This is a genomic window from Streptomyces sp. NPDC019531, from assembly GCF_044903305.1.
Taxonomy (GTDB): domain Bacteria; phylum Actinomycetota; class Actinomycetes; order Streptomycetales; family Streptomycetaceae; genus Streptomyces.
This window is the reverse complement of sequence record NZ_JBJDQL010000034.1, coordinates 46,632-70,439: the sequence shown is the minus strand read 5'-3', so window position 1 is coordinate 70,439 and position 23,808 is coordinate 46,632. Positions and strand designations below refer to the sequence as shown.

19 protein-coding genes are annotated in these 23,808 nt (G+C 70.8%); 9 read left to right on the top strand and 10 right to left on the bottom strand.

Translation table 11 applies throughout. From position 1 onward, the window contains the following. Positions 1-22 precede the first annotated feature (22 nt). Positions 23-1,693 carry a histidinol-phosphatase gene (locus ACI2L1_RS31905; protein ID WP_404742880.1) on the top strand — a complete coding sequence of 557 codons (1,671 nt, stop codon included), beginning with the start codon at positions 23-25 and terminating at the stop codon, positions 1,691-1,693. Positions 1,694-1,783: 90 nt separating this feature from the next. Here ACI2L1_RS31905 and ACI2L1_RS31900 read toward each other — a convergent pair whose 3' ends face one another. The 4 genes from ACI2L1_RS31900 to ACI2L1_RS31885 are packed head-to-tail and all read right to left on the bottom strand — an operon-like array spanning position 1,784 to position 5,562. Further along, positions 1,784-2,239 (bottom strand): MaoC family dehydratase, encoded by a 456-nt coding sequence (locus ACI2L1_RS31900; RefSeq protein ID WP_404742879.1) that lies wholly within the window; start codon positions 2,237-2,239, stop codon positions 1,784-1,786. A gap of 14 nt (positions 2,240-2,253) precedes the next feature. Continuing rightward, entirely contained in the window at positions 2,254-3,759 is a 1,506-nt protein-coding gene (locus tag ACI2L1_RS31895) for a long-chain fatty acid--CoA ligase (protein ID WP_404742878.1), read from the bottom strand. Positions 3,760-3,769: 10 nt separating this feature from the next. Then, positions 3,770-4,645, bottom strand: coding sequence for an amidohydrolase family protein (locus ACI2L1_RS31890; RefSeq protein WP_404742877.1), 876 nt, complete (start codon positions 4,643-4,645; stop codon positions 3,770-3,772). Beyond that, the gene (locus ACI2L1_RS31885; RefSeq protein WP_404742876.1) at positions 4,645-5,562 is read right to left on the bottom strand and encodes an SDR family NAD(P)-dependent oxidoreductase; all 918 of its coding nucleotides are present in this window, start codon (positions 5,560-5,562) and stop codon (positions 4,645-4,647) included. Before ACI2L1_RS31885 ends, ACI2L1_RS31890 begins: the two co-directional genes overlap by 1 nt. Before the next feature lie 195 nt (positions 5,563-5,757). On the opposite strand from ACI2L1_RS31885, the gene ACI2L1_RS31880 reads away from it, so the two are divergent. Both ACI2L1_RS31880 and ACI2L1_RS31875 read left to right on the top strand, forming a co-directional pair. Next, positions 5,758-6,177, top strand: coding sequence for a MarR family winged helix-turn-helix transcriptional regulator (locus ACI2L1_RS31880; RefSeq protein ID WP_404742875.1), 420 nt, complete (start codon positions 5,758-5,760; stop codon positions 6,175-6,177). Continuing rightward, positions 6,174-6,926: an IclR family transcriptional regulator gene (locus tag ACI2L1_RS31875; protein ID WP_404742874.1), complete on the top strand. Its 753-nt coding sequence runs from the start codon at positions 6,174-6,176 to the stop codon at positions 6,924-6,926. The genes ACI2L1_RS31880 and ACI2L1_RS31875 overlap by 4 nt, the downstream gene beginning before the upstream one ends. 350 nt (positions 6,927-7,276) lie before the next feature. On the opposite strand, the gene ACI2L1_RS31870 is transcribed toward ACI2L1_RS31875, so the two are convergent. Continuing rightward, positions 7,277-9,037 carry a sulfatase-like hydrolase/transferase gene (locus tag ACI2L1_RS31870; RefSeq protein WP_404742873.1) on the bottom strand — a complete coding sequence of 587 codons (1,761 nt, stop codon included), beginning with the start codon at positions 9,035-9,037 and terminating at the stop codon, positions 7,277-7,279. 249 nt (positions 9,038-9,286) lie between these two features. Between ACI2L1_RS31870 and ACI2L1_RS31865 the strand changes: the two genes are divergently transcribed. Further along, the gene (locus ACI2L1_RS31865) at positions 9,287-10,483 is read left to right on the top strand and encodes a sensor histidine kinase (protein ID WP_404742872.1); all 1,197 of its coding nucleotides are present in this window, start codon (positions 9,287-9,289) and stop codon (positions 10,481-10,483) included. Beyond that, positions 10,480-11,148, top strand: coding sequence for a response regulator (locus ACI2L1_RS31860; protein ID WP_404742871.1), 669 nt, complete (start codon positions 10,480-10,482; stop codon positions 11,146-11,148). Before ACI2L1_RS31865 ends, ACI2L1_RS31860 begins: the two co-directional genes overlap by 4 nt. On the opposite strand, the gene ACI2L1_RS31855 is transcribed toward ACI2L1_RS31860, so the two are convergent. Then, positions 11,145-11,552, bottom strand: coding sequence for a VOC family protein (locus ACI2L1_RS31855; RefSeq protein WP_404742870.1), 408 nt, complete (start codon positions 11,550-11,552; stop codon positions 11,145-11,147). The two genes, ACI2L1_RS31860 and ACI2L1_RS31855, sit on opposite strands and share 4 nt — an antisense overlap. A gap of 195 nt (positions 11,553-11,747) precedes the next feature. Between ACI2L1_RS31855 and ACI2L1_RS31850 the strand changes: the two genes are divergently transcribed. The 3 genes from ACI2L1_RS31850 to ACI2L1_RS31840 all read left to right on the top strand — a co-directional run bounded on the left by ACI2L1_RS31850 (position 11,748) and on the right by ACI2L1_RS31840 (position 17,103). Beyond that, positions 11,748-13,853, top strand: a complete 2,106-nt coding sequence (locus ACI2L1_RS31850) for an MMPL family transporter (RefSeq protein ID WP_404742869.1) — start codon at positions 11,748-11,750, stop codon at positions 13,851-13,853. 179 nt (positions 13,854-14,032) lie between these two features. Continuing rightward, positions 14,033-15,268, top strand: coding sequence for an Ig-like domain-containing protein (locus ACI2L1_RS31845; protein WP_404742868.1), 1,236 nt, complete (start codon positions 14,033-14,035; stop codon positions 15,266-15,268). Positions 15,269-15,717: 449 nt separating this feature from the next. After that, positions 15,718-17,103: a glycoside hydrolase family 16 protein gene (locus tag ACI2L1_RS31840; protein WP_404742867.1), complete on the top strand. Its 1,386-nt coding sequence runs from the start codon at positions 15,718-15,720 to the stop codon at positions 17,101-17,103. A gap of 56 nt (positions 17,104-17,159) precedes the next feature. Here ACI2L1_RS31840 and ACI2L1_RS31835 read toward each other — a convergent pair whose 3' ends face one another. From ACI2L1_RS31835 to ACI2L1_RS31820, 4 genes are all read right to left on the bottom strand, one after another. Continuing rightward, entirely contained in the window at positions 17,160-18,182 is a 1,023-nt protein-coding gene (locus ACI2L1_RS31835; protein WP_404742866.1) for a TolB family protein, read from the bottom strand. Next, positions 18,179-19,489, bottom strand: a complete 1,311-nt coding sequence (locus ACI2L1_RS31830; RefSeq protein WP_404742865.1) for an MFS transporter — start codon at positions 19,487-19,489, stop codon at positions 18,179-18,181. The genes ACI2L1_RS31835 and ACI2L1_RS31830 overlap by 4 nt, the downstream gene beginning before the upstream one ends. Before the next feature lie 5 nt (positions 19,490-19,494). Then, positions 19,495-20,385 carry an alkaline phosphatase family protein gene (locus ACI2L1_RS31825; RefSeq protein WP_404742864.1) on the bottom strand — a complete coding sequence of 297 codons (891 nt, stop codon included), beginning with the start codon at positions 20,383-20,385 and terminating at the stop codon, positions 19,495-19,497. Between the two features lie 271 nt (positions 20,386-20,656). After that, positions 20,657-21,574 (bottom strand): helix-turn-helix domain-containing protein, encoded by a 918-nt coding sequence (locus tag ACI2L1_RS31820; RefSeq protein WP_404742863.1) that lies wholly within the window; start codon positions 21,572-21,574, stop codon positions 20,657-20,659. A 146-nt stretch (positions 21,575-21,720) separates the two neighbouring features. Between ACI2L1_RS31820 and tkt the strand changes: the two genes are divergently transcribed. After that, positions 21,721-23,796 (top strand): transketolase, encoded by a 2,076-nt coding sequence (gene tkt / locus ACI2L1_RS31815; protein WP_404742862.1) that lies wholly within the window; start codon positions 21,721-21,723, stop codon positions 23,794-23,796. Positions 23,797-23,808: the final 12 nt, after the last annotated feature.

The window sequence follows — 23,808 nt, the reverse complement described above, 5'->3', positions numbered from 1 at the left end:
CTCCCTTCTTCCGAGGATCACCATGACCGAGCAGCAGTTGCCCTCCTGGGCCGACCCTTCCGTCTCACCCGCCGACCTCGACGCCCAGGGCGTGTCGAGACGCGGACTCCTGCGCCGCGCGGGCCTGTTCGGGGCCGCGTTCGCCCTCGGCTCGGCGGCGACCCCCGCCTTCGCCTCTTCCGGCCGGCGCGGCTTCGGCGGCGACGACCCGCGCCTCGCCTACCTGGTCGGCGACCACCACGTGCACTCCGTGTACAGCCACGACGCGAAGTACACGTTCTCCCAGCAGGCGAAGGCCGCCGCCAAGTACGGCCTCGACTGGATGGTGTTCAACGAGCACTCCAACTTCGGACACGCCTACTACGGCGCCAGGATGGAGCACGCGGAGATCGTCAAGGCCCGCGCGGAGAACCCACGTCAGCTGATCTTCCAGGGCCTGGAGTGGTACATCCCGGCCGCCGAGCACTGCACGGTGTTCGCGGCTCCGGGCCCCCACGAGACCGATCTGCTCACGCGGTTCGAGCTCGCCTACGACGGAAAGCTCCTCAACTACACCGAGGGTTCCGCGGGCGCGGCCGACACCGCCCGCAACGAGGCCCACGCGGTCAAGGCCCTCAAGTGGCTGGCCGAGCAGCGCCGTTCGGGCTACGTCGACGACGTCCTCGTCCTCGCCAACCACCCGCTGCGCCTCGGCATCGACTCCCCGCACGAGATACGCAACTGGCGGGACGCGGCCCCCGAGATCATGATCGGCATGGAGGGCGCACCGGGCGCCCAGGGCGCGGCGATCCCCGGCTGGCGCGGGACCACGTCGATCCGCGGCGAGTACGAGAACAAGCCGTCGGCGCAGTCGTGGTCGGGCTACCCGGCCGAGGCGTATGTGACGTACGGCGGCTTCGACTGGGCGACCGCGACCGTCGGCGGACTGTGGGACTCGATGCTGGCCGAAGGCAGCCTGTACTCGGTCACCACGAACTCCGACAACCACCGCACGGTCTTCGACACCTGGAAGAACGGCGACTGGGCGGCCGGGCAGAACTTCGACAACACCGGAAAGCTGCCCGACCCGGTCAACACCGACACCCCGCAGCCCGGCAGCGACTTCTGGCCGGGCGAGTTCAGCCGCACCCACGTCGGCGTGACCCGCTACGGCTACCGCTCGGTGATGGCGGGCCTGCGTGCGGGCCGGGTCTGGGTGGACCACGGGCATCTGCTCGACGGACTGGACGTCCGCGTGAAGCGGGACTGCGACTCCGGCCGCGGTGTCACGCTGGGCGGACGGCTGCGGGTCCGCAAGGGCGAGCGGATCACGCTGTACGTCACCGTCACGAGCGCCTCCCGGGCCAACCCCCAGGGAATCCTGCCGGAGTTGGCGCACGTGGACGTGATCCGGGGCGCGGTGCGCGGTCCGGTGACCGACCGGGACGACTGGAAGGCACCCGACACCAAGGTCGTACAGACGAAGGACGTGTCGGGCCGGAAGGGGACGTACACCCTGCGCGTCCCGCTGACCGCCGGGGACGAGTCCTTCTACGTCCGGCTGCGCGGCAGCGACGGCAACCGCCACGGTGCGGGGTATCTCGGTGCCGCCACCGACCCGCACGGCCCGATTCCGCACGAGCCGGGCAACGGTGACCCGTGGGCGGACACGTGGTTCTACTCCAACCCGGTCTTCGTCGACGTCACCGGCTGAGGCAAGCGCCCCGAAGGGGCGCGGGGAACTGCGCGACCGGCCGCAACGGTCCCGCGGTTCCCCACCGCCTCCGCAGGGGACTTCCTAGAACTAGGCGTAGAACCGGGAAAGACTCTGCAGCACCGCCGCCGGCTTGGCCCCGCCCTCGATCTCGATCGCCCCGTCGACGGTGACCTGGACACCGCCCGGGACCTCTTCGACGTCCGCGAGCTTGGCGACGAGGCGGATGCGTGAGCCCACCTTCACCGGGGAGGGGAAACGCACCTTGTTGAGGCCGTAGTTGACCTTGGTCGCGACGCCCTGGACGTCGAGGAGCTCGGTGAACAGGGGGATGAAGAGCGAGAGAGTGAGGTAGCCGTGGGCGATGGGGGCGCCGAACGGGCCCTCGGCCGCCTTCTCGGGGTCCACGTGGATCCACTGGTGGTCGCCCGTGGCGTCGGCGAAGGTGTTGATGCGCTCCTGGGTGACCTCGATCCACTCGCTGGTGCCGAGGTCGCTGCCGGCGAGCTTCTTCAGTTCGTCGAGGCCGTTGACGGTGACGCTCATGTAGCTTTCCTTAACTAGGAGTTGGAGCCGTAGCGCTTGCGCACCCGGGACTTGACGAGCTTTCCGGAGGCGGTGCGCGGGAGTTCGGCCGCGAGCACCACCGATTTGGGGATCTTGTACTTGGCGAGCCGTCCGGCGAGGGAGGCGAGCACCTCGTCGCCGTCGAGCCGCGCACCCTCGCGGGGCACGACGACCGCCCGCGGCACCTCGCCCCACTTGTCGTCGGGGACGCCGATGACCGCGCACTCGACGATGTCCGGGTGGGCGAGGAGCAGGTCCTCGATCTCGGCGGGGTAGATGTTCTCGCCGCCCGAGATGATCATGTCCTTGATGCGGTCGACGATGAAGACGTATCCGTCCTCGTCGACGCGGGCCGCGTCCCCGCTGCGGAACCAGCCGTCGGTGAAGGAGGCGGCGGTCTCCTCCGGCAGTCCCCAGTAGCCGGGCATGACGTGCGGGCCCCGGAGCACGACCTCACCGGTCTCGTCGACGTCGACGGGCGCCAGGTCGGGCCGTACCACCCGCACATCGCTGAAGAAGTGCGGCACACCCGCCGAACCCGCCTTGCTGACGGCGTGCTCGGCGTCCAGGAACAGGGTCCCCGGTGAGGCCTCCGTCATGCCGTAGCCCTGGAGGAAGGTGAGTCCGCGCTCCTGGTAGGCGGCGATGAGGGGGGTCGACACCGGGGAGCCGCCGCAGGTGAGGATCCGCAGCGACGACAGGTCCGCGTCCGGCCAGCGGGGGTGCCTCGCGACCTGCTCGAACATCGTCGGCACCCCGAACATGAAGGTGATCCGGTGCTGTTCGATCAGGTCGAAGGTCGCGGTCGGGTCGAAGGCCTCGACCAGGACGCAGGTGCCGCCCTTCAGCAGGACCGGCAGGGTCAGCATGTTCAGCCCGGCCGTGTGGAACAACGGGGCCGAGACCAGGGCGCGTTCGTCGGCGATCAGATCGGTGTCGACGAGGACGTTGATCGCGTTCCAGGTCAGGTTGCCGTGCGTGAGCATGGCGCCCTTGGGACGCCCTGTCGTGCCCGAGGTGTACATGATGATGCAGGTGTCGTCGGCGGTGACCGGCTCGTCGATCGGTTCGGCCGGTGACTCGGCGAGCAACTGCTCGTATTCGGCGCCGACTTCGACGTACGTGCGGACATCGGTGCTGCCCGGCAGTCCGGCGACCAGCGCTTGTGACGCGGGGCCGTAGATCAGCGCCCTGGCCCCGGAGTCGGACAGCTGGTAGCCGATCTCCGGTCCGGCGAGGCGGGTGTTGAGTGGGACGAAGACCGCGCCGAGCGTGCCGGCCGCGAACAGTGTCTCCAGGTAGGAGGGGTGGTTGGGGCCGAGGTAGGCCACCCGGTCGCCGCGCCGGATGCCCCGGGCGCGCAGGGCGTGCGCGAGGCGGGTGACGCGGGTGTGCAGTTCGGCGTAGGTGATCGTCGTGTCGGCGTGGATCAGGGCGGTGCGGTGCGGGGTCTTGCGGGCCCGGCGTGCGGGCCACGAACCCAGTCCCTCGTTGCGCATCTACGGCCCCTTATGGCTTCGTCAGCCCGAGCAGTCGGGCGGCGTTCTCCTTGAGGATCTTCGGCTTCACCTCGTCCTTGATCGACAGCTTCTCGAAGTCTGCGAGCCAGCGGTCGGGGGTGAGGACGGGGAAGTCGGAGCCGAAGAGGACCTTGTCCTTGAGCAGTGTGTTCGCGTACTGCACGAGCTGCGGCGGGAAGTACTTCGGCGACCAGCCGGACAGGTCGATGTGCACGCCCGGCTTGTGGGTGGCGACGGCGAGGGCCTCGTCCTGCCAGGGGAAGGACGGGTGCGCCAGGATGATCTTCAGATGCGGGAAGTCGGCGGCCACGTCGTCCACGTGCAGGGGATTGGAGTACTTCAGTCGGATGCCCCCGCCGCCCGGGACGCCGGCCCCGATGCCGGTCTGGCCCGTGTGGAAGAGGGCGATCGTGCCCGTCTCCTCGATCACCTCGTAGAGGTCGTACGCCACCGAGCGGTCGTTGGGGAAGAAGCCCTGGATGCTGGGGTGGAACTTGAAGCCCTTCACCCCGTACTCCTCGACCAGGCGGCGGGCCTGCCTGACGCCGGCCTTGCCGCGGAAGGGGTCGATGGAGGCGAAGGGGATCAGCACGTCGGAGTTGGCGGCCGCCGCCTCGGCGACCTCCTCGTTCGGGACCGGCGCGGTGCCGGTCGCGGACTCGGCGTCCACCGTGAAGATCACGGCGGCCATCTTCCGCTCGCGGTAGTAAGCGGCCGTCTCCTCCAGGGTCGGCTTGCGCTTGCCCTCGACCTTGAAGTAGGCGGAGGAGGCGTCGTGCAGGTCGTCGTCCAGCGAGGAGTGGCCCTTGGAGGAGACCTCCGCATGGGTGTGTACGTCGATGGCGACCAGCTCGTTGATGTCCATCAGGCCTCCGGGAACTTCGGCGCCGGGATGCCGACCGTCTGGAGCTCGGCGCCGACCGAGGTGGGGAAGGCGTCGGCCAGGGTCTCGGGGGTCCAGCCGCCGTCGGCGTACGCCGTCCTGATCTCCTGCGGATGGGACCAGAGTGCCACCTTGTCGCCGCCGATGCCGATCGCCTGTCCGGTGATGGAGCGGGCGGCCTCGGAGGCGAGGAAGGGGACGAGGGCGGCGCAGTCCTCGGGGGTGCCGAAGCCCTCGCCCTTGCGCAGGAAGTCCGGGAGCGCCTCGCCGTTCTTCATGGCCTCGACGTACGGGGCGAAGGCGGGGATGGTCTCGGTCATCGCGGTGGCCGCGACCGGCACGATCGCGTTGACGGTGATGCCCGCGCGGCCCAGTTCCATGGACCAGGTACGGGCGAAGGCGGCGATGCCGGCCTTGGCGGCGGCGTAGTTCGTCTGCCCGAAGTTGCCGCGCTGTCCTGCCGGGGAGCCGACCAGGATCAGGGTGCCGCCCTCGCCCTGCTCGCGCATGCGGACCGCGGCGGCGCGGGCGCAGGTGAAGGTGCCCTTGAGGTGGGTGGCGATCACCGCGTCGAAGTCGTCGTCGGTCATCTTCCACAGCACCTTGTCGCGCAGGATGCCCGCGTTGGTGACCAGGATGTCGAGCCGCCCGAACTCCTCGACGGCCCGGTTCACGAGCCGCTCGGCGGCCTCGGTGGTGCCGACCGGGACGACCTCGGCGACGGCGGTGCCGCCCGCCTCGGCGATGGACTTCACGGCCTGCTCGGCCACGGCCTCGTCGACGTCGTTGACGACCACGGAGGCGCCGTGGGCGGCCAGGGCGTGCGCGTAGGCGAGGCCGAGGCCCCGGCCACTGCCGGTGACGACGGCGACCTTGCCGGTGAGATCGATGCTGGGCACGAGGAGGTCCCTTCACGGACGGATGCTTGGTGCGGCTTCGAGATCGAAGCTAAGAGCAATAATTGGTGACGTCAATAGTTGTTGTTCACCTATGAGTGCGCCATGCTGGAATCTCCCTGACACACCGAGCCCGAGGAGCCCGCCATCACACGCCAGCACGCCACCCCGAAGCCCATCGACTCGGAGGAGCCGTGGATGCGCGGGCTGCACGCGGACACCGGTTATCTGCTGTACCGCCTGGGCCTGCGCTCGGGTCAGCTCTTCAACACGTTCCTCCAGGAGTCGGGGCTGCGACTGCGCCACTACGCGGTGCTGCGCTATCTCGCCGGGTCCGAGGGCGCCCTCCAGCGCGAGCTGAGCACCCGGCTCGGCTACGACCCCAGCGCGATCGTCGGCCTGGTCGACGACCTGGAGAAGCTGGGCCTGACCGAGCGCCGCCCCTCCCCCGACGACCGCCGCAGCAAGATCGTCGTGCTCACCGAGGACGGCCGCGGCTTCCTGCGCGGCACCGACGAGGCGGGCCGACGGGTGACCAACGACCTGCTCGCGCCGCTCGATGCCGCCGAACGCGAGACGCTCCAGGCCCTGCTGCTGCGGGTCGCCGACCAGCCATGACCGTCCGTTCGGCGCCGGACCGGCTGCTCTCCGTGCTCGCCGCGTTCGACCACGACCACGTGGCACTGTCCCTGACCGACATCAGCCGGCGGGCGGGGCTGACCCTGACCACCACACATCGGCTGGTCGGCGCGCTGACCGACTGGGGCGCCCTGGAGCGGGACGACGCCGGGGTCTACCACGTCGGGCTCCGGCTCTGGGAGATCGCCGCGCTCGCACCGCGCGGGGTCGCCCTGCGGCAGCTGGCGCTGCCGTATCTGGAGGACCTGTACGAAGCCACCCACGAGAACGTGCAGTTGGCGGTCCGGGACGGCGCCGACGTCGTCTACATCGAGTGGATCGCGGGGCGTTCGTCGGTCGGCGTGCACATCCGGGTCGGGGCGCGCTGGCCGCTGCACGCCACCGGGGTCGGCCTGGTGCTGCTGGCGCACTGCGCACCGCGGGAGCAGGAGGAGTACTGCGCGACCCCGCTCGCCGTCTTCACGCCGTACACGATCGCCGATCCGGCGAAGCTGCGCCGCGCCCTGGCCGAGGTCCGGCGCACCGGCGCGGCGGTGAGCAGCCGCCAGGTCACCGACGACGCCCTGTCGGTGGCGGCCCCCGTGTGCGGCCCGGACGGCACGGTCCTCGCGGCCGTGTCGGTCGTGGTGCCCCAGGAGGACGCCCAGGTACCGGTACTGATCCCGGCGGTACGGCTCGCGGCGCTCGGTATCTCGCGGGCGCTGGGCTGGCGACCGGAACCGCGCTGACGTCGGCCTCGGTTCCTGATGGCGGCGGACGCCGGCGGGGCTTCGGGGTGTCGGTGCACGTCGGCGGAGTGTCCGGGGCCCGGTGCACGTCAGCCGAGTGCCCGGGGGCCGGTGCACGTCAGCCAAGTCCCCAGGCCCGGTGCAATCAGCCAAGTGTCCGAGGGCCAGCACACGTCAGCCAAGCGCCCAGGGCCCGGTGCACATCAGCCGAGTGCCCGGGGGACGGTGAACCGTCAGCCAAGCGCCCAGGGCCCGGTGCACATCAGCCAAGTGTCCGAAAGCCGGCACACGTCAGCCGAGTGCCTGGGGGCCGGCACACGTCAGCCGAGTGCCCGGGGGACGGTGAACCGTCAGCGGAGTGTCCGGGTGGCGGTGAACGTCACCTCGTCGCCCGCGAGTCGTGCCGTGCCCCGGCAGACGAGACGCACGGACGGCGAGAGCCGGGCGCGGGTGACGCTCCAGCGGGCCGTGAGCCGCTCGCCGACGTCGAGCCGGGCCGCCGTGACCGGGTCCGTCGCACGTACCCGCCCGCCGCTGGGCGCCTCCAGGGTGAGCCGGGGCACGGTCCAGGGCTTCGCGGAGCTGTTGGAGAAGGTGGCGGTGACCGTGAACTCCGGTCCCTGACCGGTCACTTCGAGTGTCACGCCGAACGGCCTGCGCACATACGCCGGGGCCCACGCCGAGCGCATCAGCCGCACGAGCGCGGCGGCCTCGGCGGGCCTCGCGGTCGCCAGGTCGTCCCGCTCGCCGGGATCCCTGGCGAGGTCGTACAGCTCCACGTCCCACTGGTCGTCGGGGACACGGCGGTTCTGTCCCGGGGCGAACCGGACTGCCTTGAGGTCGCCGCGCCTGAGCGCCTCCGCGAGCCGGCGGCCCCGGCCGTGGTCGGTGGCGTCGGCGAGCGGGGTGACACCGGCGTGGTTGCGGTAGAAGTACAGGCTGTCGTGGCGGGCGACGTCCGTGCCGCCGCGCAGGAGCGGGGCGAGGGAAAGTCCGTCGACATCCGTCGGGGCGGGGGCGCCCGCGAGGTCGGCGAGGGTGGGCAGCAGATCGGTGAGCGGGGTGGGGCGGTCCGTGGTGCCGGCCGGGATGCGTCGCGGGGACCAGGCGATCAGGGGGACACGGATGCCGCCCTCGTACAGGTTGCGCTTGATCCCGCGCAACGGGCCGTTGCCGTCGAACACCTCCGGGTCGGTGCCGCCCTCCTCGTGCGGGCCGTTGTCGCTGGTGACGAGGACGATCGTGCGTTCGGCGAGGCCGAGGTCGGTGAGCCGGTCGGTGACCTTGCCGACGAGGGTGTCGAAGGAGGTGACCTGGGCGGCGTGCCGCCGGTCGGGCCCGCTCCAGGGCCGGTCGGCGTACTCGCCGACGTCCGGGTCCTGGCTGGGGGCGTGCGGCAGGGTCGGGGCGAGGTAGAGCAGGAACGGCTCGTTCCGGTGGGCGTCGACGAAGCTCAGCGCGCGTGCCTCGATGAGGTCGGGTGCGTAGACCTCGTGGGCGCCGCCCCTGTTGCCGGGGATCTCCTCGCGGGTGCCGTTGTGCCACAGGTACTCGGGGTAGTAGCCGTGGGCGTGGTGGTGGGTGAGGTAGCCGTAGAACTCCTCGAAACCACGGGAGTTGGGGTGGCTGGGCTGGTCCGGCGCCTCGGGGCCGAAGCCCCACTTGCCGATGGCACCGGTGCGGTAGCCGCGCGTCCGCAGCGCCTCGGCGAAGGTGAAGTCCCGTTCGGTCAGGGCGCCTTGGCCACCCGGCCCCCACGGATTCTCCCGCACTGTCGCGTGCCCGCTGTGCAGCCCGGTCAGCAGGGAACAGCGCGAGGGCGCGCACACCGGGGCGGCCGCGTAGGCGTCGGTGAAGCGCAGCCCGTCGGCGGCGAGGGCGTCCAGGCGCGGGGTGCGTATCAACTTCTGGCCGTAGGAGCCGAGTTCGCCGTAGCCGAGGTCGTCGGCAAGGATCACGACGACATTGGGCCTGCCCGACGCGGCCCGGGTGGCGGGCAGGGCGGCGGCCCGGCTGTCGTGCGACGCGTACGGCGCCGGGTCACCGGCATCGCAGGCGGAGGCCGCGACGAGTGCGGCGGCGCCGGTGAGCAGACGACGACGGCTGGGCATACGGGGTCCCCCGGTACGACGACGGATGCGGACTGCTGAACCGATGGTGATCGCCACCATCCGTCCAGGACCATGCACACCCTGTGAACGCTGTGTTTCGACTCCTGAGAGGTAATGCGGCGGCCGGCGGTTCCCGCTCCACGGCATCGGAACGCTCACGAAGGGAGACCCGATATCCCTCTCACCGGTGAGGTCATGGCCGCGCGGGCGTCGTGATACTGGAACGGCCCCGGCCCCGAGGAGCCGCTCATGTCCACTGCCCGGTCCTGGTACGCCCTCGTCGTGACCCGTCTCAGGACGACGAACCACTACGTCGTCGACAGCGCGCTCGCCGTGCTGGTGCTGTTCGCCGCGTCCCTGCAGTGGATGTTCCCGGACGAGGGCGACGACCCGCTGAGCCTGGTGGGCTGGCTGCTCGGGGCCGCCACCGCCGTCCCCCTGGTGTGGCGGCGCCGCTACCCCTACGCGTGCGCCCTCGCGGTCTCGGCGGCCACCACCGCGATGGCCTACTACCACGCGCCACCGCCGGACGTGCTCTACGCCGGGCTCGTCGTCCTCTACACCATGGCCGCCCAGGGCCTGCCCTGGCAGCGCCGTACGATGCTGGCGAGCTGGCTGCTCGGGGCCGTCCTGACCATGCGGGCCAAGGAGCACTCCGAGCCCTTCGAGTACGCCTTCCACCTGACCGGCATGATCTGCGCCTACGGCCTCGGGGTACTGGCCCGGCTGCAACGCGCGTACACCGCCGCCGTCGAGGACCGGGCCCGCCGCCTCGAACGGGAGAAGGCCGCGGAGACCGCGAAGGCCATCGCCCAGGAACGGGCCCGCATCGCCCGGGACATGCACGACATCCTCGCGCACGCGGTGAGCCTGATGGTCGTCCAGGCGGAGGCCGGACCGGTCGTGGTGCGCAGTGATCCGGCCCGTGCCGAGGCGGTGTTCGACGCGATCGCGGCGAGCGGCCGAGACGCCATGGCCCAACTGCGCCGCATTCTCGGAGTGCTGAAGGAGGAGGAACGCAGGGCCGGTGCCGTCAGGTTGCCCCAGCCGGATCTCTCGGGCCTGCCCTCCCTGGTCCGGCAGGTCTCCGACTCGACGGGCCTGCACGTCGAGTTGAGGGTCCTCGGCACCCCCCGCCCGCTTCCCCCGGACACCGAGGTCGCCGCCTACCGCGCGGTGCAGGAAGCCCTGACCAACACGGTGAAGCACGCGTACGCTTCCTGCGCACAGGTGGAACTCGACTGGGCGGAGGACGAGTTGACCCTCACGATGACCGACGACGGCGGAGGACCCGCACACCCGAACGGCGGGCACGGGCTGATCGGCCTCAGGGAGCGGGCGGCGGCCTGCGGGGGCAGCGCGGAGACCGGTCCGGGTCCGGAGGGGGGCTTCCGGGTCGTCGTACGGCTGCCCGCCACCGCGGGCCGGGAGGCGGCCCTCGGGTGAGCATCCGGGTGGTCGTCGCCGACGACCAGGAACTGGTCCGCAGCGGCTTCAGCATGATCCTGGAGGCGCAGCAGGACATCGAGGTGGTCGCCGAGGCCGGGGACGGCGCCGAGGCGGTCGACGCGGTGCGCCGGCACACGCCCGACGTGCTGCTCCTCGACATCCGGATGCCCGTCATGGACGGTCTGGAGGCGGCCCGGCGGGTGTGCGCCCAGTCGAGCTGCAAGGTGGTCATGCTGACCACGTTCGACCTCGACGAGTACGTGTACGACGCCCTGTACGCGGGCGCGAGCGGCTTCCTCCTCAAGGACGTCCGCCGGGACGACCTCGTGCACGCCGTCCGCGTGGTCGCGGGCGGCGACTCCCTGCTGGCCCCGACCGTCACCCGCCGCCTGGTCGCGGACATCGTCCGCCGCCGCCGCGAGGAGACGGCCACGGAGACCGCCCCCGACCGCCTGGACGTCCTGACCGCCCGGGAGGTGGAGACCCTTCGGATGCTGGCGCGGGGCCTGTCCAACGCGGAGATCGCGACGACGCTGTTCGTGAGCGAGCACACGGTGAAGACCCATGTCAGCAACGTGCTGAGCAAGTTGGGTCTGCGGGACCGGGTGCAGGCGGTGATCTGCGCGTACGAGACCGGCTTGGTGACGCCGGGTGCTGCCTAGTCCCCGAGTTCGGTGAAGAGGGTCAGCTGGAGCGAACCGGGTGCCTCCAACCGGGAGTTCAGCGAGTTCCACGGCGTACGGCTCGGCTCGGCGACCACCTCCGCCCCGGCCTGGGCCAGTTTCGCCGTGGTGGCGGTGGAGTCGTCCACCTCGAACGCCACCCGGATGTGCCCGGCGACCCGCCGCCCCACCTCGACGTCGTCGATGAACGCGGCATGGTTCGGATCGGTCAGCTCCAGCGTGGCCCTTCCGGCCTCCAGAATCGTGACTCTCCCGTGCGGCGAGGAGAACGCGGCTCGTTCGGGCAGGCCGAGGACGTCCCGGTAGAAGCGCAGGGCCTCGTCGTAGTCCTCCGCAGTGACCACGAGACGGAGTTCACGGACGGTGGGCGGTACCTCGGACATGGGGCCTCCTCGTTGGTGTCTCCCAGGTCAACTCCTTGACCGGTACCGGAGATTCCTCCCTCTCAGGAGTGAGGAACCGGCCCCACTCCCCCGTACGACGGAGCTCCCCAAACCGCTCGTCCCGGCGATCCGGTGATCACGCCCGCGGCAGGACTCTGAGGGCGTTGTCACTCCTCAACTCGCCGGGAGGCGACCGTGCTCTCCACACTGGCCCGGGCAGCGACCCGCCGCCCGCTGACCGTCATCGGCCTCTGGGCCGCCTTCCTGCTCCTCGGCTTCGGCCTCGGGACGGGTGTCTTCGCCGATCTCTCCGACGACGTGCCCGACGTACCCGGCACCGAGTCCGACATGGCCGACGACCATCTCTCCGGCGTGGACCCGACCGGCGAGTCCGTCACCGCGGTCGTCGCGGGCCAGGCCGTCTCCGACGCCGCACTGCGCGCCCAGGTCGAACGGACCGTCGCCGAGGTCCGCGAGATCGCCGGCGTGGCGGACGTTCCGGACCCGTACACCACGCCCGGCCTGACCGCCCGCGACGGACAGGCCCTGATCATCCCCGTCACCTTCGAAGGTGGTCTCAGCGACGACGCCGAGGAGAAGGCGACGGACACGGCCGTCGACACCATCAAGCGGATCGACGCGCCCGACGTCCATGTCAGCGGCGGCGAACTGCTCGGCAGGCAGCTCGGCGAACGCGCCCAGGAGGACGTGAAGAACGCCGAGTTGATCTCGCTGCCCGTCGTACTCGCCCTGCTGCTCGTCGTGTTCGGCGGACTGCGCGCCGCCGCGCTGCCGCTGGTGATCGCGGTGAGCGGGATCGCGGGCGCCTTCCTGTGCCTGTTCGCCTTCAGCCAGGTCACCGACATCTCGGTGTACGCGATTCAGGTGACCACCATGCTGGGGCTCGGACTGGCCATCGACTACGCCCTGTTGATGCTGGTCCGCTTCCGCGAGGAACGACGCCACACCGACGATGTGGTGGAAGCCGTGCAGCGCACGGTCGACGCAGCCGGGCGGACCGTCCTGTTCTCCGGGCTCACCGTGGCCGTCAGCCTGACCGGACTGCTGGTCTTCCCGAGCGTGTTCCTGCGCAGCATGGGCCTGGCCGTCGCCGCCGTCGTGGTCGTCGACATGCTGGCCGCGGTCACGCTGCTGCCCGCGCTGCTGACCAAGTTCGGCGGGAGGATCCGGCCCTCGAAGGCCCGCTCCGAGGACGAGGAAGGCCGCGTCTTCGCCCGCCTCGCCCGCTTCGCGCAGCGCCGCCGGATCGCCGTCCTGGTCACCGTCGTCCCCGCCCTGCTGGTCCTCGCCCTGCCCGTGACCGGCATGAGGATCGCCATCGGCGACGCCCAGCAGCTGCCCTCCAGCACGGAGGCACGCCGGTTGTACGACACGGTCGGCTCGCACTTCCCCAAGGGCACCGGCGTCTCCCCCGTGGTCGTCGTCCTGGGGCCCGGCACCGACGCCGAGACCGCCGGCCGGATCCGCGCCCTGGTCCCGAACGCCGAGTCCCGTGAACTGCCGGGCGGCAACACCGTCGTAGAGCTGCAGCCGCCCGGCGGCGTGGACGGCAGGGCGGCCACGGACCTGGTCGAGCGGGTACGGGACATACGCGGCGACGAGCCCGTCGAGGTGACCGGGATCGCGGCCCGGCTGGTCGACTTCCGCGCGATGCTCGGCGAGCGCGCGCCCTGGGCGGCCCTGACCGTCCTGGCCGCCATCTTCGTCCTGCTGTTCGCCTTCACCGGCTCGGTGCTGATCCCACTGCGCACGATCGCGACCACCATGCTGAGCCTGGGCGCGGCACTTGGTGTGGTGGTGTGGGTGTTCCAGGACGGGCACGGGGCCGGGCTGCTGGGCGGCGAGGGGCTGGGCGCGCTGAGCCTGACGGCACCGCCGCTGATCGTCTCGATCGCCTTCGGGCTCGCCATGGACTACGAGATCTTCATCCTCGCCAGGATGCGGGAGAGCCTGTCGGCGGACCCCGGGGACGACCAGGAGGCCGTGGTGACCGGGCTGCGCCGCTCCGGCCGGGTCGTGACCTGCGCCGCGCTGCTCCTCGCGGTCGTCTTCGGTGCCTTCATGACCGGCGGTTTCTCCCCGATCCTGCAGATCGGTCTCGGCCTGACCCTGGCCGTGCTGATCGACGCGACGGTCGTACGGATGCTGCTCGTCCCGGCGACCATGGCGCTGCTCGGCCGACGGGCCTGGTGGGCGCCGAAGCCGCTGCGCAGGGTGCACGACCGGTTCGGGCTGCGGGAGGCGGCGGCACCCGAGCGGACCGTGTCGACCAACGCCTGACGGCGAGGACGGCGGTCCCCCGGCGCGCACGGTCGGCGCCCGGGGGGGCCGTCGTTCGCGTGCCCTCTCGGCGTCTCCTCATCGGAATCTCAGCCAACGGCGCGACGATTCAAAGAATCACCCCAGGTACGAGGCGCAGGATGCACCCGCAATAGGTGGATATCTCAGGAAGGCCTGCCGTGGGCGTCTCGCACATATCGAACCGGTCCGAGCAGTCGCAGAGGTGGTCCCGGCGCGGGATCCTCGCCGCGCTCGGCGCCGTACCGGCCGCGACCCTGCTGACGGGGTGCAGCGGCGGTTCGGCGGACGCCTCGGAGGGCTCGGCGGCGACGGCGTCCGTCAAGGCCGCGACAAAGCAGGCGACCATCTCGGTCACCCCGGCCGCCGGCACCACCAAGGCCGACTTCTCCAGCCCCGTCGAGATCACTGTGACCGACGGCACCCTCGCCTCGGTGAAGGTCGCCGGCAACGACGGCTCCACGCTCGCCGGTGCCTTCAACGACGCCAGGACGAAATGGACCTCGTCGACGAACCCGTTCTCGGGCACCAAGTACACGGTGACGGCCCAGGCGGAGGGCGGCACCGCCGAGACGGCGACCTTCACCACGAAGTCCCCCGGCGAGACGTTCGTGGGCTACTTCACCCCCGAGGCGGACTCCACCTCCGGCGTCGGCATGCCAGTGTCGATCAACTTCTCGCACGCCGTGTCCGACAAGGCCACCGTCCAGAAGGCGATCACCGTGACCGCCGAACCCGCGGTCGACATCGTGGGCCACTGGTTCAGCGACACCCGGCTCGACTTCCGGCCGGAGACCTACTGGGCGGCCGGTACGACGATCACGCTCGGTCTTCGGCTCAAGGACGTCCAGGGCACGGACGGGGTCTACGGCGTGCAGTCCAAGGACGTCACCTTCCACATCGGCCGGGAGCAGATCAGCACGGTCGACCTGGCCACGAAGGAGATGGTCGTCAAGCGGGACGGCGCCACGACCGCCACCTACCCCGTCTCCGGCGGCGACTCCGACCACACCACCTGGTCCGGGATCATGGTGATCAGCGAGCGGTTCAAGCAGACCCGCATGGAGTCCTCGACGGTCGGGCTCGGCGACGAGTACGACATCTCCGACGTCCCGCACGCCCAGCGCCTGACCACGTCGGGCACCTTCGTGCACGGCAACTACTGGGCGTCCGCCTCGGTGTTCGGCAACCAGAACACCAGCCACGGCTGCGTCGGCCTGCACGACGCGAAGGGCGCGAACGACAGCTCCGTGGCCGGCTACAAGTTCTACGAGAGCTCCATGCTCGGCGACGTCGTGATCGTCAAGAACTCCGGCGAGAAGACCGTGGAGGCGTCGAACGGCCTCAACGGCTGGAACCTGTCCTGGGCGGACTGGAAGGCGGGCAGCGCGGTCTGAGCGGACGGGACGGTCACATCGGAAGGGTCTCCGGGCACCGCCCGACAGACGGCGATCACCTGCTGCTCGGCCCGCTGTGGGTGTCCCAGGCCGCCACCCAGGGGTCGACCCGCTCGGCATCCGCGTCGCGGTGCACGCCGGGCCGGCGCCTCCGCCCGGGCGCCCGAGGACCCGGCGGCCACCACCGCCGAGGTCGTCCGCGAACCGGCCGACACCGACGAACCGCCTCTGTGGCTGTTCCTCGCCGCGCAAGCGTCACCGTCGGCCCCGCCGGGTACCGATTCGCACCATTCACGGCGTGAACTCACCTGGGGCGCAACGACTTTCACTGTTTCACCTCTTGACGACCGGAGTGGCCGAGAGCACATTGGGCGCACTTTGAGAGCGCTCTCAGAGTGCGCTCGAAGGCTCCCGCACCCCCCAACTCCGTACCCGAGAGGCAGCACCCCATGAGTGAAACCTCCGGCATACCCAGACGGCGGCGCGTGCTCGTCGCCGTCCTCAGCACCCTCGGCCTGGCGGCCGCCCTCGCGACCTCCGCCGCCCTCCCCGCGAACGCCTCCGCCCCGACACCCCCGACGGGCTGGTCGCAGGTGTTCGTGGACGACTTCAACGGCACCGCGGGCACCGGCGTCAACACCTCCAACTGGCAGTACGCCACGGGGACTTCGTACCCCGGCGGCCCCGCCAACTGGGGCACGGGCGAGGTCGAGACGATGACCAACAGCACCAGCAACGTGGCGCTGGACGGCAACGGCAACCTGCGCATCACCCCGCTACGCGACTCGGCCGGGAACTGGACCTCGGGCCGTATCGAGACCAACCGCACCGACTTCCAGCCCCCGTCGGGCGGCAAGCTGCGCGTCGAGGCGCGCATCCAGATGCCCAACGTCACCGGCACCGCGGCCGAGGGCTACTGGCCTGCCTTCTGGATGCTGGGGGCGCCGTACCGGGGCAACTACCAGAACTGGCCGAGCGTCGGCGAGCTGGACATCATGGAGAACGTCCAGGGCATGAACCGCGTGTGGGCCACGATGCACTGCGGCACCAACCCGGGCGGACCGTGCAACGAGACGACGGGACTGGGCAACAACGTCGTCTGCCCCGGCTCGACCTGCCAGTCGGCGTTCCACACCTACACGATGGAGTGGGACCGCTCGGTGAGCCCCGAGACGATCCGCTTCTACGTCGACGGCACGCAGTTCCACTCGGTCAACGCGAGCCAGGTCGACGCGACGACCTGGGCCAACGCCACGAACCACGGCTTCTTCGTCATCCTCAACGTGGCGATGGGCGGCGCCTTCCCGGACGCGCTCGGCGGCGGACTGGACTCCGGCACCCAGTCCGGCGTGCCGATGACCGTCGACTACGTCCAGGTCCTCTCGGCCGGTGGGAGCGGTACCACGCCTCCGCCGTCTGGCGGTGTCGACGCCTACGGCACGATCCAGGCGGAGTCCTTCAACAGCCAGAGCGGTGTGACCACCGAGACCACGACCGACACCGGCGGCGGCCGGGACATCGGTTCCCTCGCCAACGGTGACTGGGCGCTCTACCAGAACGTCAACTTCGGCTCCACGGCCGCGACTCAGTTCGTCGCGCGCGTGGCCAGCGGCGCGGCGGGCGGCGTCAGCGGTCTGGTCCAGGTGCGCCTGGACAGCCCCACCGCCACTCCGGTCGGCAGCTTCTCGATCGCCAACACGGGCGGCTGGCAGTCCTGGAGAACGGTCCCGGCGAACATCAGCTCCGTCACCGGCACGCACAACGTCTATCTGACCTTCACCAGCGGCCAGCCGGCCGACTTCGTCAACGTGAACTGGTTCAACTTCGGTCACTGACAAGCGATATGAGGCTGCCCCGCCAGGCCCATGCGGTCTCGCGGGGCAGCGTCGTGTCACCCGAGATAGGCGGGAGCGACCGCGGAGGTCATCAGTCGGCGGGCCGTTCCCGTGCCGTCGGCCAAGACGGTCCACAGATCCGAGCCGTAGTCGCCCGGGAGGGCGTAGACGAGGGTGTCGTCGTCGGACCACAGCGCCTGGTCGTCGATGTTGCGGGACTCGGCGGTCGCGGTCTCCTTCATGGTCCGCAGGTTCAGGACGTACAGACGCCAAGGGGCATCGGGTGAGGCGCCCTTGACGCGCTTCTTGTAGGCGACGCGGGTGCCGTCGGGTGAGAGCGAGGGGCATTCGACGTTGCGGTGCAGGGTGGTGAGGGTGCGTGCGGTGACGTCGCCCCGCACGAGGTAGGTCCGGCCGCCCGTCGCCCGCGTGGCGTAGAAGCGGTTGTCGTCGGCGAAGGTGACGCCCCAGACGTTGGTGTCCGCGGCGTGGTAGATCCGGCCGTCCTTGATGACGTGGAAGGTCTCCAGGTTGTCGTCGACGGCCCAGGTGCGGGTGTCGACGATGGCCGTGCGGGTGGAGAAGTTCGTCCCGGCGTACGAGTCCCCGCTGACGAACACCGTCCAGGCGACCATGTGTCCGGAGGGCGAGACCCGGGCCCGGGTGGGGATGCCGGGCGCCGGGAAGCGGTGCCGCTCACGCAGGTGCGCGTCGAGCACCACCGCGCGGTAGGTGTCCTCCAGCGCTCCGTGCACGGCCTGGAGGCAGATGCCGGTACCGGCCGCCGCGTGGAAGCGCAGGCACTTCACCCCCGACGCGGTGCGCGGGCCCTGCGGATCGTCGGCGGGCACGGTCGCGATCTCGTCGCGGTGCGGGCCCCAGGCCAGGTTGCGGACCAGCAGGCGGCGCCCGGCCGTCGGGCGGAGCGAGACGGTACCCGCCCGCACGGCCGGACCGTCCGCCTGCTGCTCGTCCCGCATGCCCGACCGGTGGGCGGCGTACAGCACGGACCCGGTACCGACCGCGCCGAGCAGGACGACGGCGACAAGGAGGGTCACCAGGCGGGTGGTTCGGGTCATGCGGGCACCTCTTCGCTGGTTGCCGGGGCACCGTCGGCGGGCACGGCGGGCTCATCGGGGTTCCTCAGGACGAACGAGGCCACGACGGCGCTGACGGCCAGGGCGCCCGCGGTGACGGCGAGCGCGGTCCGCCCGCCCCACAGGCTCCAGGCCGCACCGAAGGCGAGCGAGCAGGCGAACCGGGCCAGCGCCTGGCCGGTGCCGACCAGGGCCTGTCCGGCGCCCTGGTGCCGGGCCGGGACGACTGAGGCGGTGGCGGCCGCGAGCACGCCGTCGGTGGCCGCGTAGAAGGTGCCGTGGAGGACGAGGACGGCGACCACGGCCGGGACACCGTGCCACGGGGAGAGCACCAGGCCGTAGCCGAGCAGCAGGACTCCGTGGCCGGCCAGGAAGAGCCTGCGGCGGCTGACGCGGTCGGCGAGTGCGCCGAGGGGGACGGCGAGCAGCAGGAAGAAGGCGGCGGTGCCCAGCGGCAGCAAGGGGAACAGCTGGGCCGGCAGGTCCCCTTCGCGCTGGAGCAGCAGATACAGGAAGGAGTCGCTGACGGTGGTGAGGCCGAGGAGGGTGGCGCACACGGTGAGCCGTCGCAGCTCGGGGCGGCGCAGCAGTCCGAGTGCGTCCCGCAGCGTCGGCCGCTCCTGCTCGGGTGGTCGTACGGGATCGGCGGGAGTACCGCGCCCGGGTACGAAGAGCACCAGCACCAGGACGCCGAGCACGGCGACGCAGCCGCTGACCGCGAAGACCGCGTCGTAGCCGTCGACGGTGGCCCGCAGTACGGCGAAGGCGACCAGCGGGCCGAGGAGCGCGCCGGTGGTGTCCATGGCGCGGTGCACCCCGAACGCCCTTCCCCGGTGCGCGGGTTCGGTGGACAGCGAGATCATCGCGTCCCGGGGGGCCGTACGCAGTCCTTTGCCGGTGCGGTCGACCGCGAGCACGGCGCTGAGTGCGGGGAGGGTGTGCGCGAGCAGCAACAGCGGCTTGCAGAGAGCCGAGAGGCCGTAGCCGAGGCCCGCCACGACCTTGTGCCGGCGGCCTCCCCGGTCGGCGAGGTGGCCGCCGGCCAGCCGGACCAGGGCGCCGACACCGTTGTTGATGCCGTCCAGCACGCCGAATCCGAGCGGGGACAGACCGAGACCGGCGACCACGTAGAGCGGGAGGACGGCGGTGACCATCTCCGAGGAGACGTCCGTGATCAGGCTGACCGCGCCCAGGGCCAGCACGGTGGCGGGCACGGCGGCCGACCGCCGCCCCGGACGGGTGTCCGGGACGACGGCGGCCTTGGTGCTGCGGGAGTCCGCGAGATACACGGGCGTCAGTTCCAGATGCCGGCGATGTCGGAGGCGGAGGCGGCGTTGCCCGCGTGCGCGGTCAGACCGGCCAGATCCTCCACCGTGCGCAGCACGTTGTAGTGGTTGTAGGTGGTGGAGCTGGAGCTTCCGGGCGTGACGTGCTGCCCGTAGAAGAGGGTGGGGATGCGGTTGCCGGAGAGCTTGTTGTCCTCGTCGAAGGTGACGGCGAGGATGCTGTTGTGGGTCTTGGCCCAGGTGGCGTAGGCGCCCAGGTTGTTCTTGATCCAGGTGTCGCCCGTGGAGACCGAGCAGTCGTGCATGTCGCTGCACAGGTTCGGGACGACGAAGGACACCTTGGGCAGGGTCGTGTAGTCGGTCGGGAATTGCGCGAAGGTCTTCGCGGTGCTGGTCGGCACGTTGGAGAAGCCGAACCACGGGTTGTGCTTCTGCGCGTAGTTGCCGCTGCTGCAGGTCGTCGAACCCTGGCTGGGCAGCGACTCGTTGTAGCTCGCCCAGGTCTTGCCGGCGGCGATCAGCTCGGAGGCCAGGTTGGGCTTGTTGATGGAACCGACGCCGACGCAACTGTCGTCGGTGCGGCCCTGGTTGGAGCCCGAGAACAGCATGTAGTAGTTCGGCTCACTGGGGTGGGTGAGGCCGTAGGACTGGGTGAGGTTGGCGCCACCCGCCTTGAGGGTGTTGTTGAGGTAGGGGGCGCTGGAGCTGCCGATGACCTGGGAGTACGCGTGGTTCTCCATCACCACGACGACCACGTGGTCGGGGGTGGGGAGAGCGGCGGCCTGAGCGGTGGAGGCCGTTGCGGCCCACACCCCGATCGAGGTGGCGGTGAGGGCGACGGCTCCGGCGAGCGCGGAGAGGGAACGCCGGTTGCGCTGGGGTGCCTTGACGGCGGCCATGACTGTCCTCCGGACAGAGGTGACGGACGTTCGGGGGGAGGCGGCGCCGCAACTTTAGGGATCCCCGGCCCAGTCCGGATGAAGGCCGGACGAACCGTGGGCCTCGCCCGGCAAAGATCACCCCACGCACAGGTCACGCACAGCAAAGGGCGAGTCAAGTGGGCGCCACACAGAACTCGTCTCGGCACATGTCTGCCCCGGATCGGCGACGCGCCCCTTCAGGGGCGCGGGGAACATCGCGACCAGCCCCCGCACAGCCGCGGACAACCAACTACCGCAACTCGGCCCGGAAGGCCGCCGGTGTCATCTCCGTGTGCTGCTGGAAGAACTTCGAGAAGTTGGCCGCGTCCGGAAACCCCACCGCCGCCCCCACCCGCCCGATCGGCATGTCGGTGTGGGCGAGCAACCGCTTCGCCTCCAGTACGACCCGCTTGTCGATGAAGCCCTTCGGCGTCTCCCCCGTGGCGGCCCGCACCGCCCGCACCAGTGTCCGCCGCGAGTACCCGAGCGCGTCGGCATACGCGCTGACACTGTGATTCGTGGCGAACCCCTTCTCCACCGCGTCCCGGAACAGCGTGAACGTGGTGTCCGACTGCCGCCGCTCCGCCTCCGCCGAACTGGCCGCCAGATGAGACAGGCGCAACAGGAACGCCGTCAGCGAGTGCCGCAGGACCGCGGTGTGCAGGCTCAACGGGAGCGTCGAGGTGTCCTCGTACTCCCGTCGGAGCTGGGCCAGGGACGATGTGAGGCCCGCGAGTTGCGGTCCGGAGGGGCGCAGCAGCGGCGGCAGGTCGTAGCGGTAGAGCTCCGTTGCCTCCACCGTCGCCCGGGGCAGAAACCCCGGCTGCATGGTCAGGACACTTCCGCGGTACTCGCTCGTCGGCGAGAAGCGGTGGACCTGGCCCGGGCGGATCCACACCAGGTCGCCCGCCGTCGCCTCGTACTCGGCGAAGTCGATCATGTGGCGGACGGGTCCGCCGTCGAAGAGCATCACGACATGGAAGTCGATGCGGTGCACGCGCTCCAGCGGAGCGTCCGCGTGCCAGGTGCGGCCACCGCGCATCGGGCCGACCTGCATGCCGACTCCGCACACACTGAGCTCGATGGGGAAGGGGAACGTTCTGATCCCGTCCACTCCGCCGTCACCGTCTCCACCTTGGATGGAGTCTTGGGATGTTCTGTCCGCCATGTCCTTCTCGTGCCGCCTGCCTGGAGCGTGTCGTGTCCCACTTTCACCACAGGCTGGCACACCGCGACCTTCCCCCACAAAAGTCAGACTTTTAGATTCGAACGCGTCAGACCAGCTACTTCGCTCCGATCGAGGACTTCTTGAAGATGAGCACGCAGACAGCGGACCGCTTCGAATGGACCGAACTCGACCGGCGTGCCGTCGACACCGCCCGGGTGCTCGCGGCCGACGCCGTGCAGAAGGTGGGCAACGGCCACCCCGGCACCGCGATGAGCCTGGCCCCCGCGGCATACACGATCTTTCAGAAGGTGATGCGCCACGATCCGTCCGACCCCGAGTGGACCGGACGTGACCGCTTCGTCCTCTCCCCCGGCCACACCTCACTGACGCTCTACACCCAGCTCTTCCTCTCCGGGTACGAGCTGGAGCTCGACGACCTGAAGGCGTTCCGGACCCACGGCTCCAAGACGCCCGGTCACCCCGAGTACGGGCACACGGCAGGAGTCGAGACCACCACCGGGCCGCTAGGGCAGGGCGTCGCCAACGCCGTCGGGATGGCCATGGCCGCCCGTTACGAGCGCGGCCTCTTCGACCCCGAGGCGCCCGAGGGCGAGTCCCCCTTCGACCACACCGTCTGGGCGATCGTCTCCGACGGCGACCTGGAAGAGGGCATCTCCGCCGAGGCCTCCTCACTCGCCGGCCACCAGAAGCTCGGCAACCTGGTCTTCGTCTACGACGACAACCACATCTCCATCGAGGGCGACACCGCGACCGCGTTCTCCGAGGACGTCCTGAAGCGGTACGAGGCCTACGGCTGGCACACCCAGCGCATCGAGCCCGGCGCCGACGGCGACATCGACGTACACGCCCTGTACGCGGCCCTGAAGGCGGCTCAGGCCGAGACCGAGCGGCCGTCGATCATCGTGATGCGCACGATCATCGCCTGGCCCGCCCCGAACGCGCAGAACACCGAGGCCGCCCACGGCTCCGCGCTCGGCGCCGACGAGGTCGCCGCCACCAAGCGGGTCCTCGGCTTCGACCCCTCGCGGACCTTCGAGGTGGACGACGAGGTCCTCGCCCACGCCCGCCGGGCCCTGGACCGGGGCGCCGAGGCGCACGCGGCCTGGGACAAGCGGATCGCCGTGTGGCGCGGTGAGCAGCCCGCGCGGGCGCAGCTCTTCGACCGGGTCGTGGCGGGTCAGCTGCCCGAGGGCTGGGAGTCCTCGATCCCCGTGTTCGAGGAGGGCAGGTCCGTCGCCACCCGGGCCGCCTCCGGCAAGGTGCTCCAGGCGCTCGGTGCGGTGCTCCCCGAGCTGTGGGGCGGCTCCGCCGACCTCGCGGGCTCGAACAACACGACGATCGACAAGACGTCGTCCTTCCTGCCGAAGGGCAACCCGCTGCCCGAGGCGGACCCGTACGGCCGTACCGTCCACTTCGGTATCCGCGAGCACTCGATGGCCGCGGAGATGAACGGCATCGCGCTGCACGGCAACACCCGCATCTACGGCGGCACCTTCCTGGTGTTCTCCGACTACATGCGCAACGCCGTCCGTCTGTCCGCGCTGATGCAGCTGCCCGTCACCTACGTCTGGACGCACGACTCCGTCGGCCTCGGCGAGGACGGTCCCACCCACCAGCCGGTCGAGCACCTCGCGTCCCTGCGCGCCATCCCGGGCCTGAACATCGTCCGCCCGGCCGACGCCAACGAGACGGCCGCCGCCTGGGCCGAGATCCTCAAGCGGCACGCCACGAACCCGGCCCCGCACGGTCTCGCCCTCACCCGCCAGGGTGTGCCGACGTACGCGCCGAACCCGGACGCGGCCAAGGGCGGTTACGTCCTGGCCGACTCGTCCACCACGACCCCCGATGTGGTCCTCATCGCCACCGGCTCCGAGGTCCAGCTGGCCGTCGCCGCGCGGGAGCAACTGGAGGCCGAGGGGGTCGGCACCCGGGTGGTGTCGATGCCGTCCGTGGAGTGGTTCGAGGAGCAGCCACGGGAGTACCGGGAGAGCGTCCTTCCGCCGTCCGTGCGAGCCCGCGTCGCAATCGAGGCCGGCATCGGTCTCACGTGGTACCGCTTCACAGGTGACGCAGGACGCATCGTCTCCCTCGAACACTTCGGCGCCTCCGCCGATGCGAAGACCCTGTTCGCCGAGTACGGCTTCACCGCCGAGAACGTCGCCGCCGCAGCCCGGGCATCCGTGGCCCACGCGCGCGGTTGATCCGATCGCCAG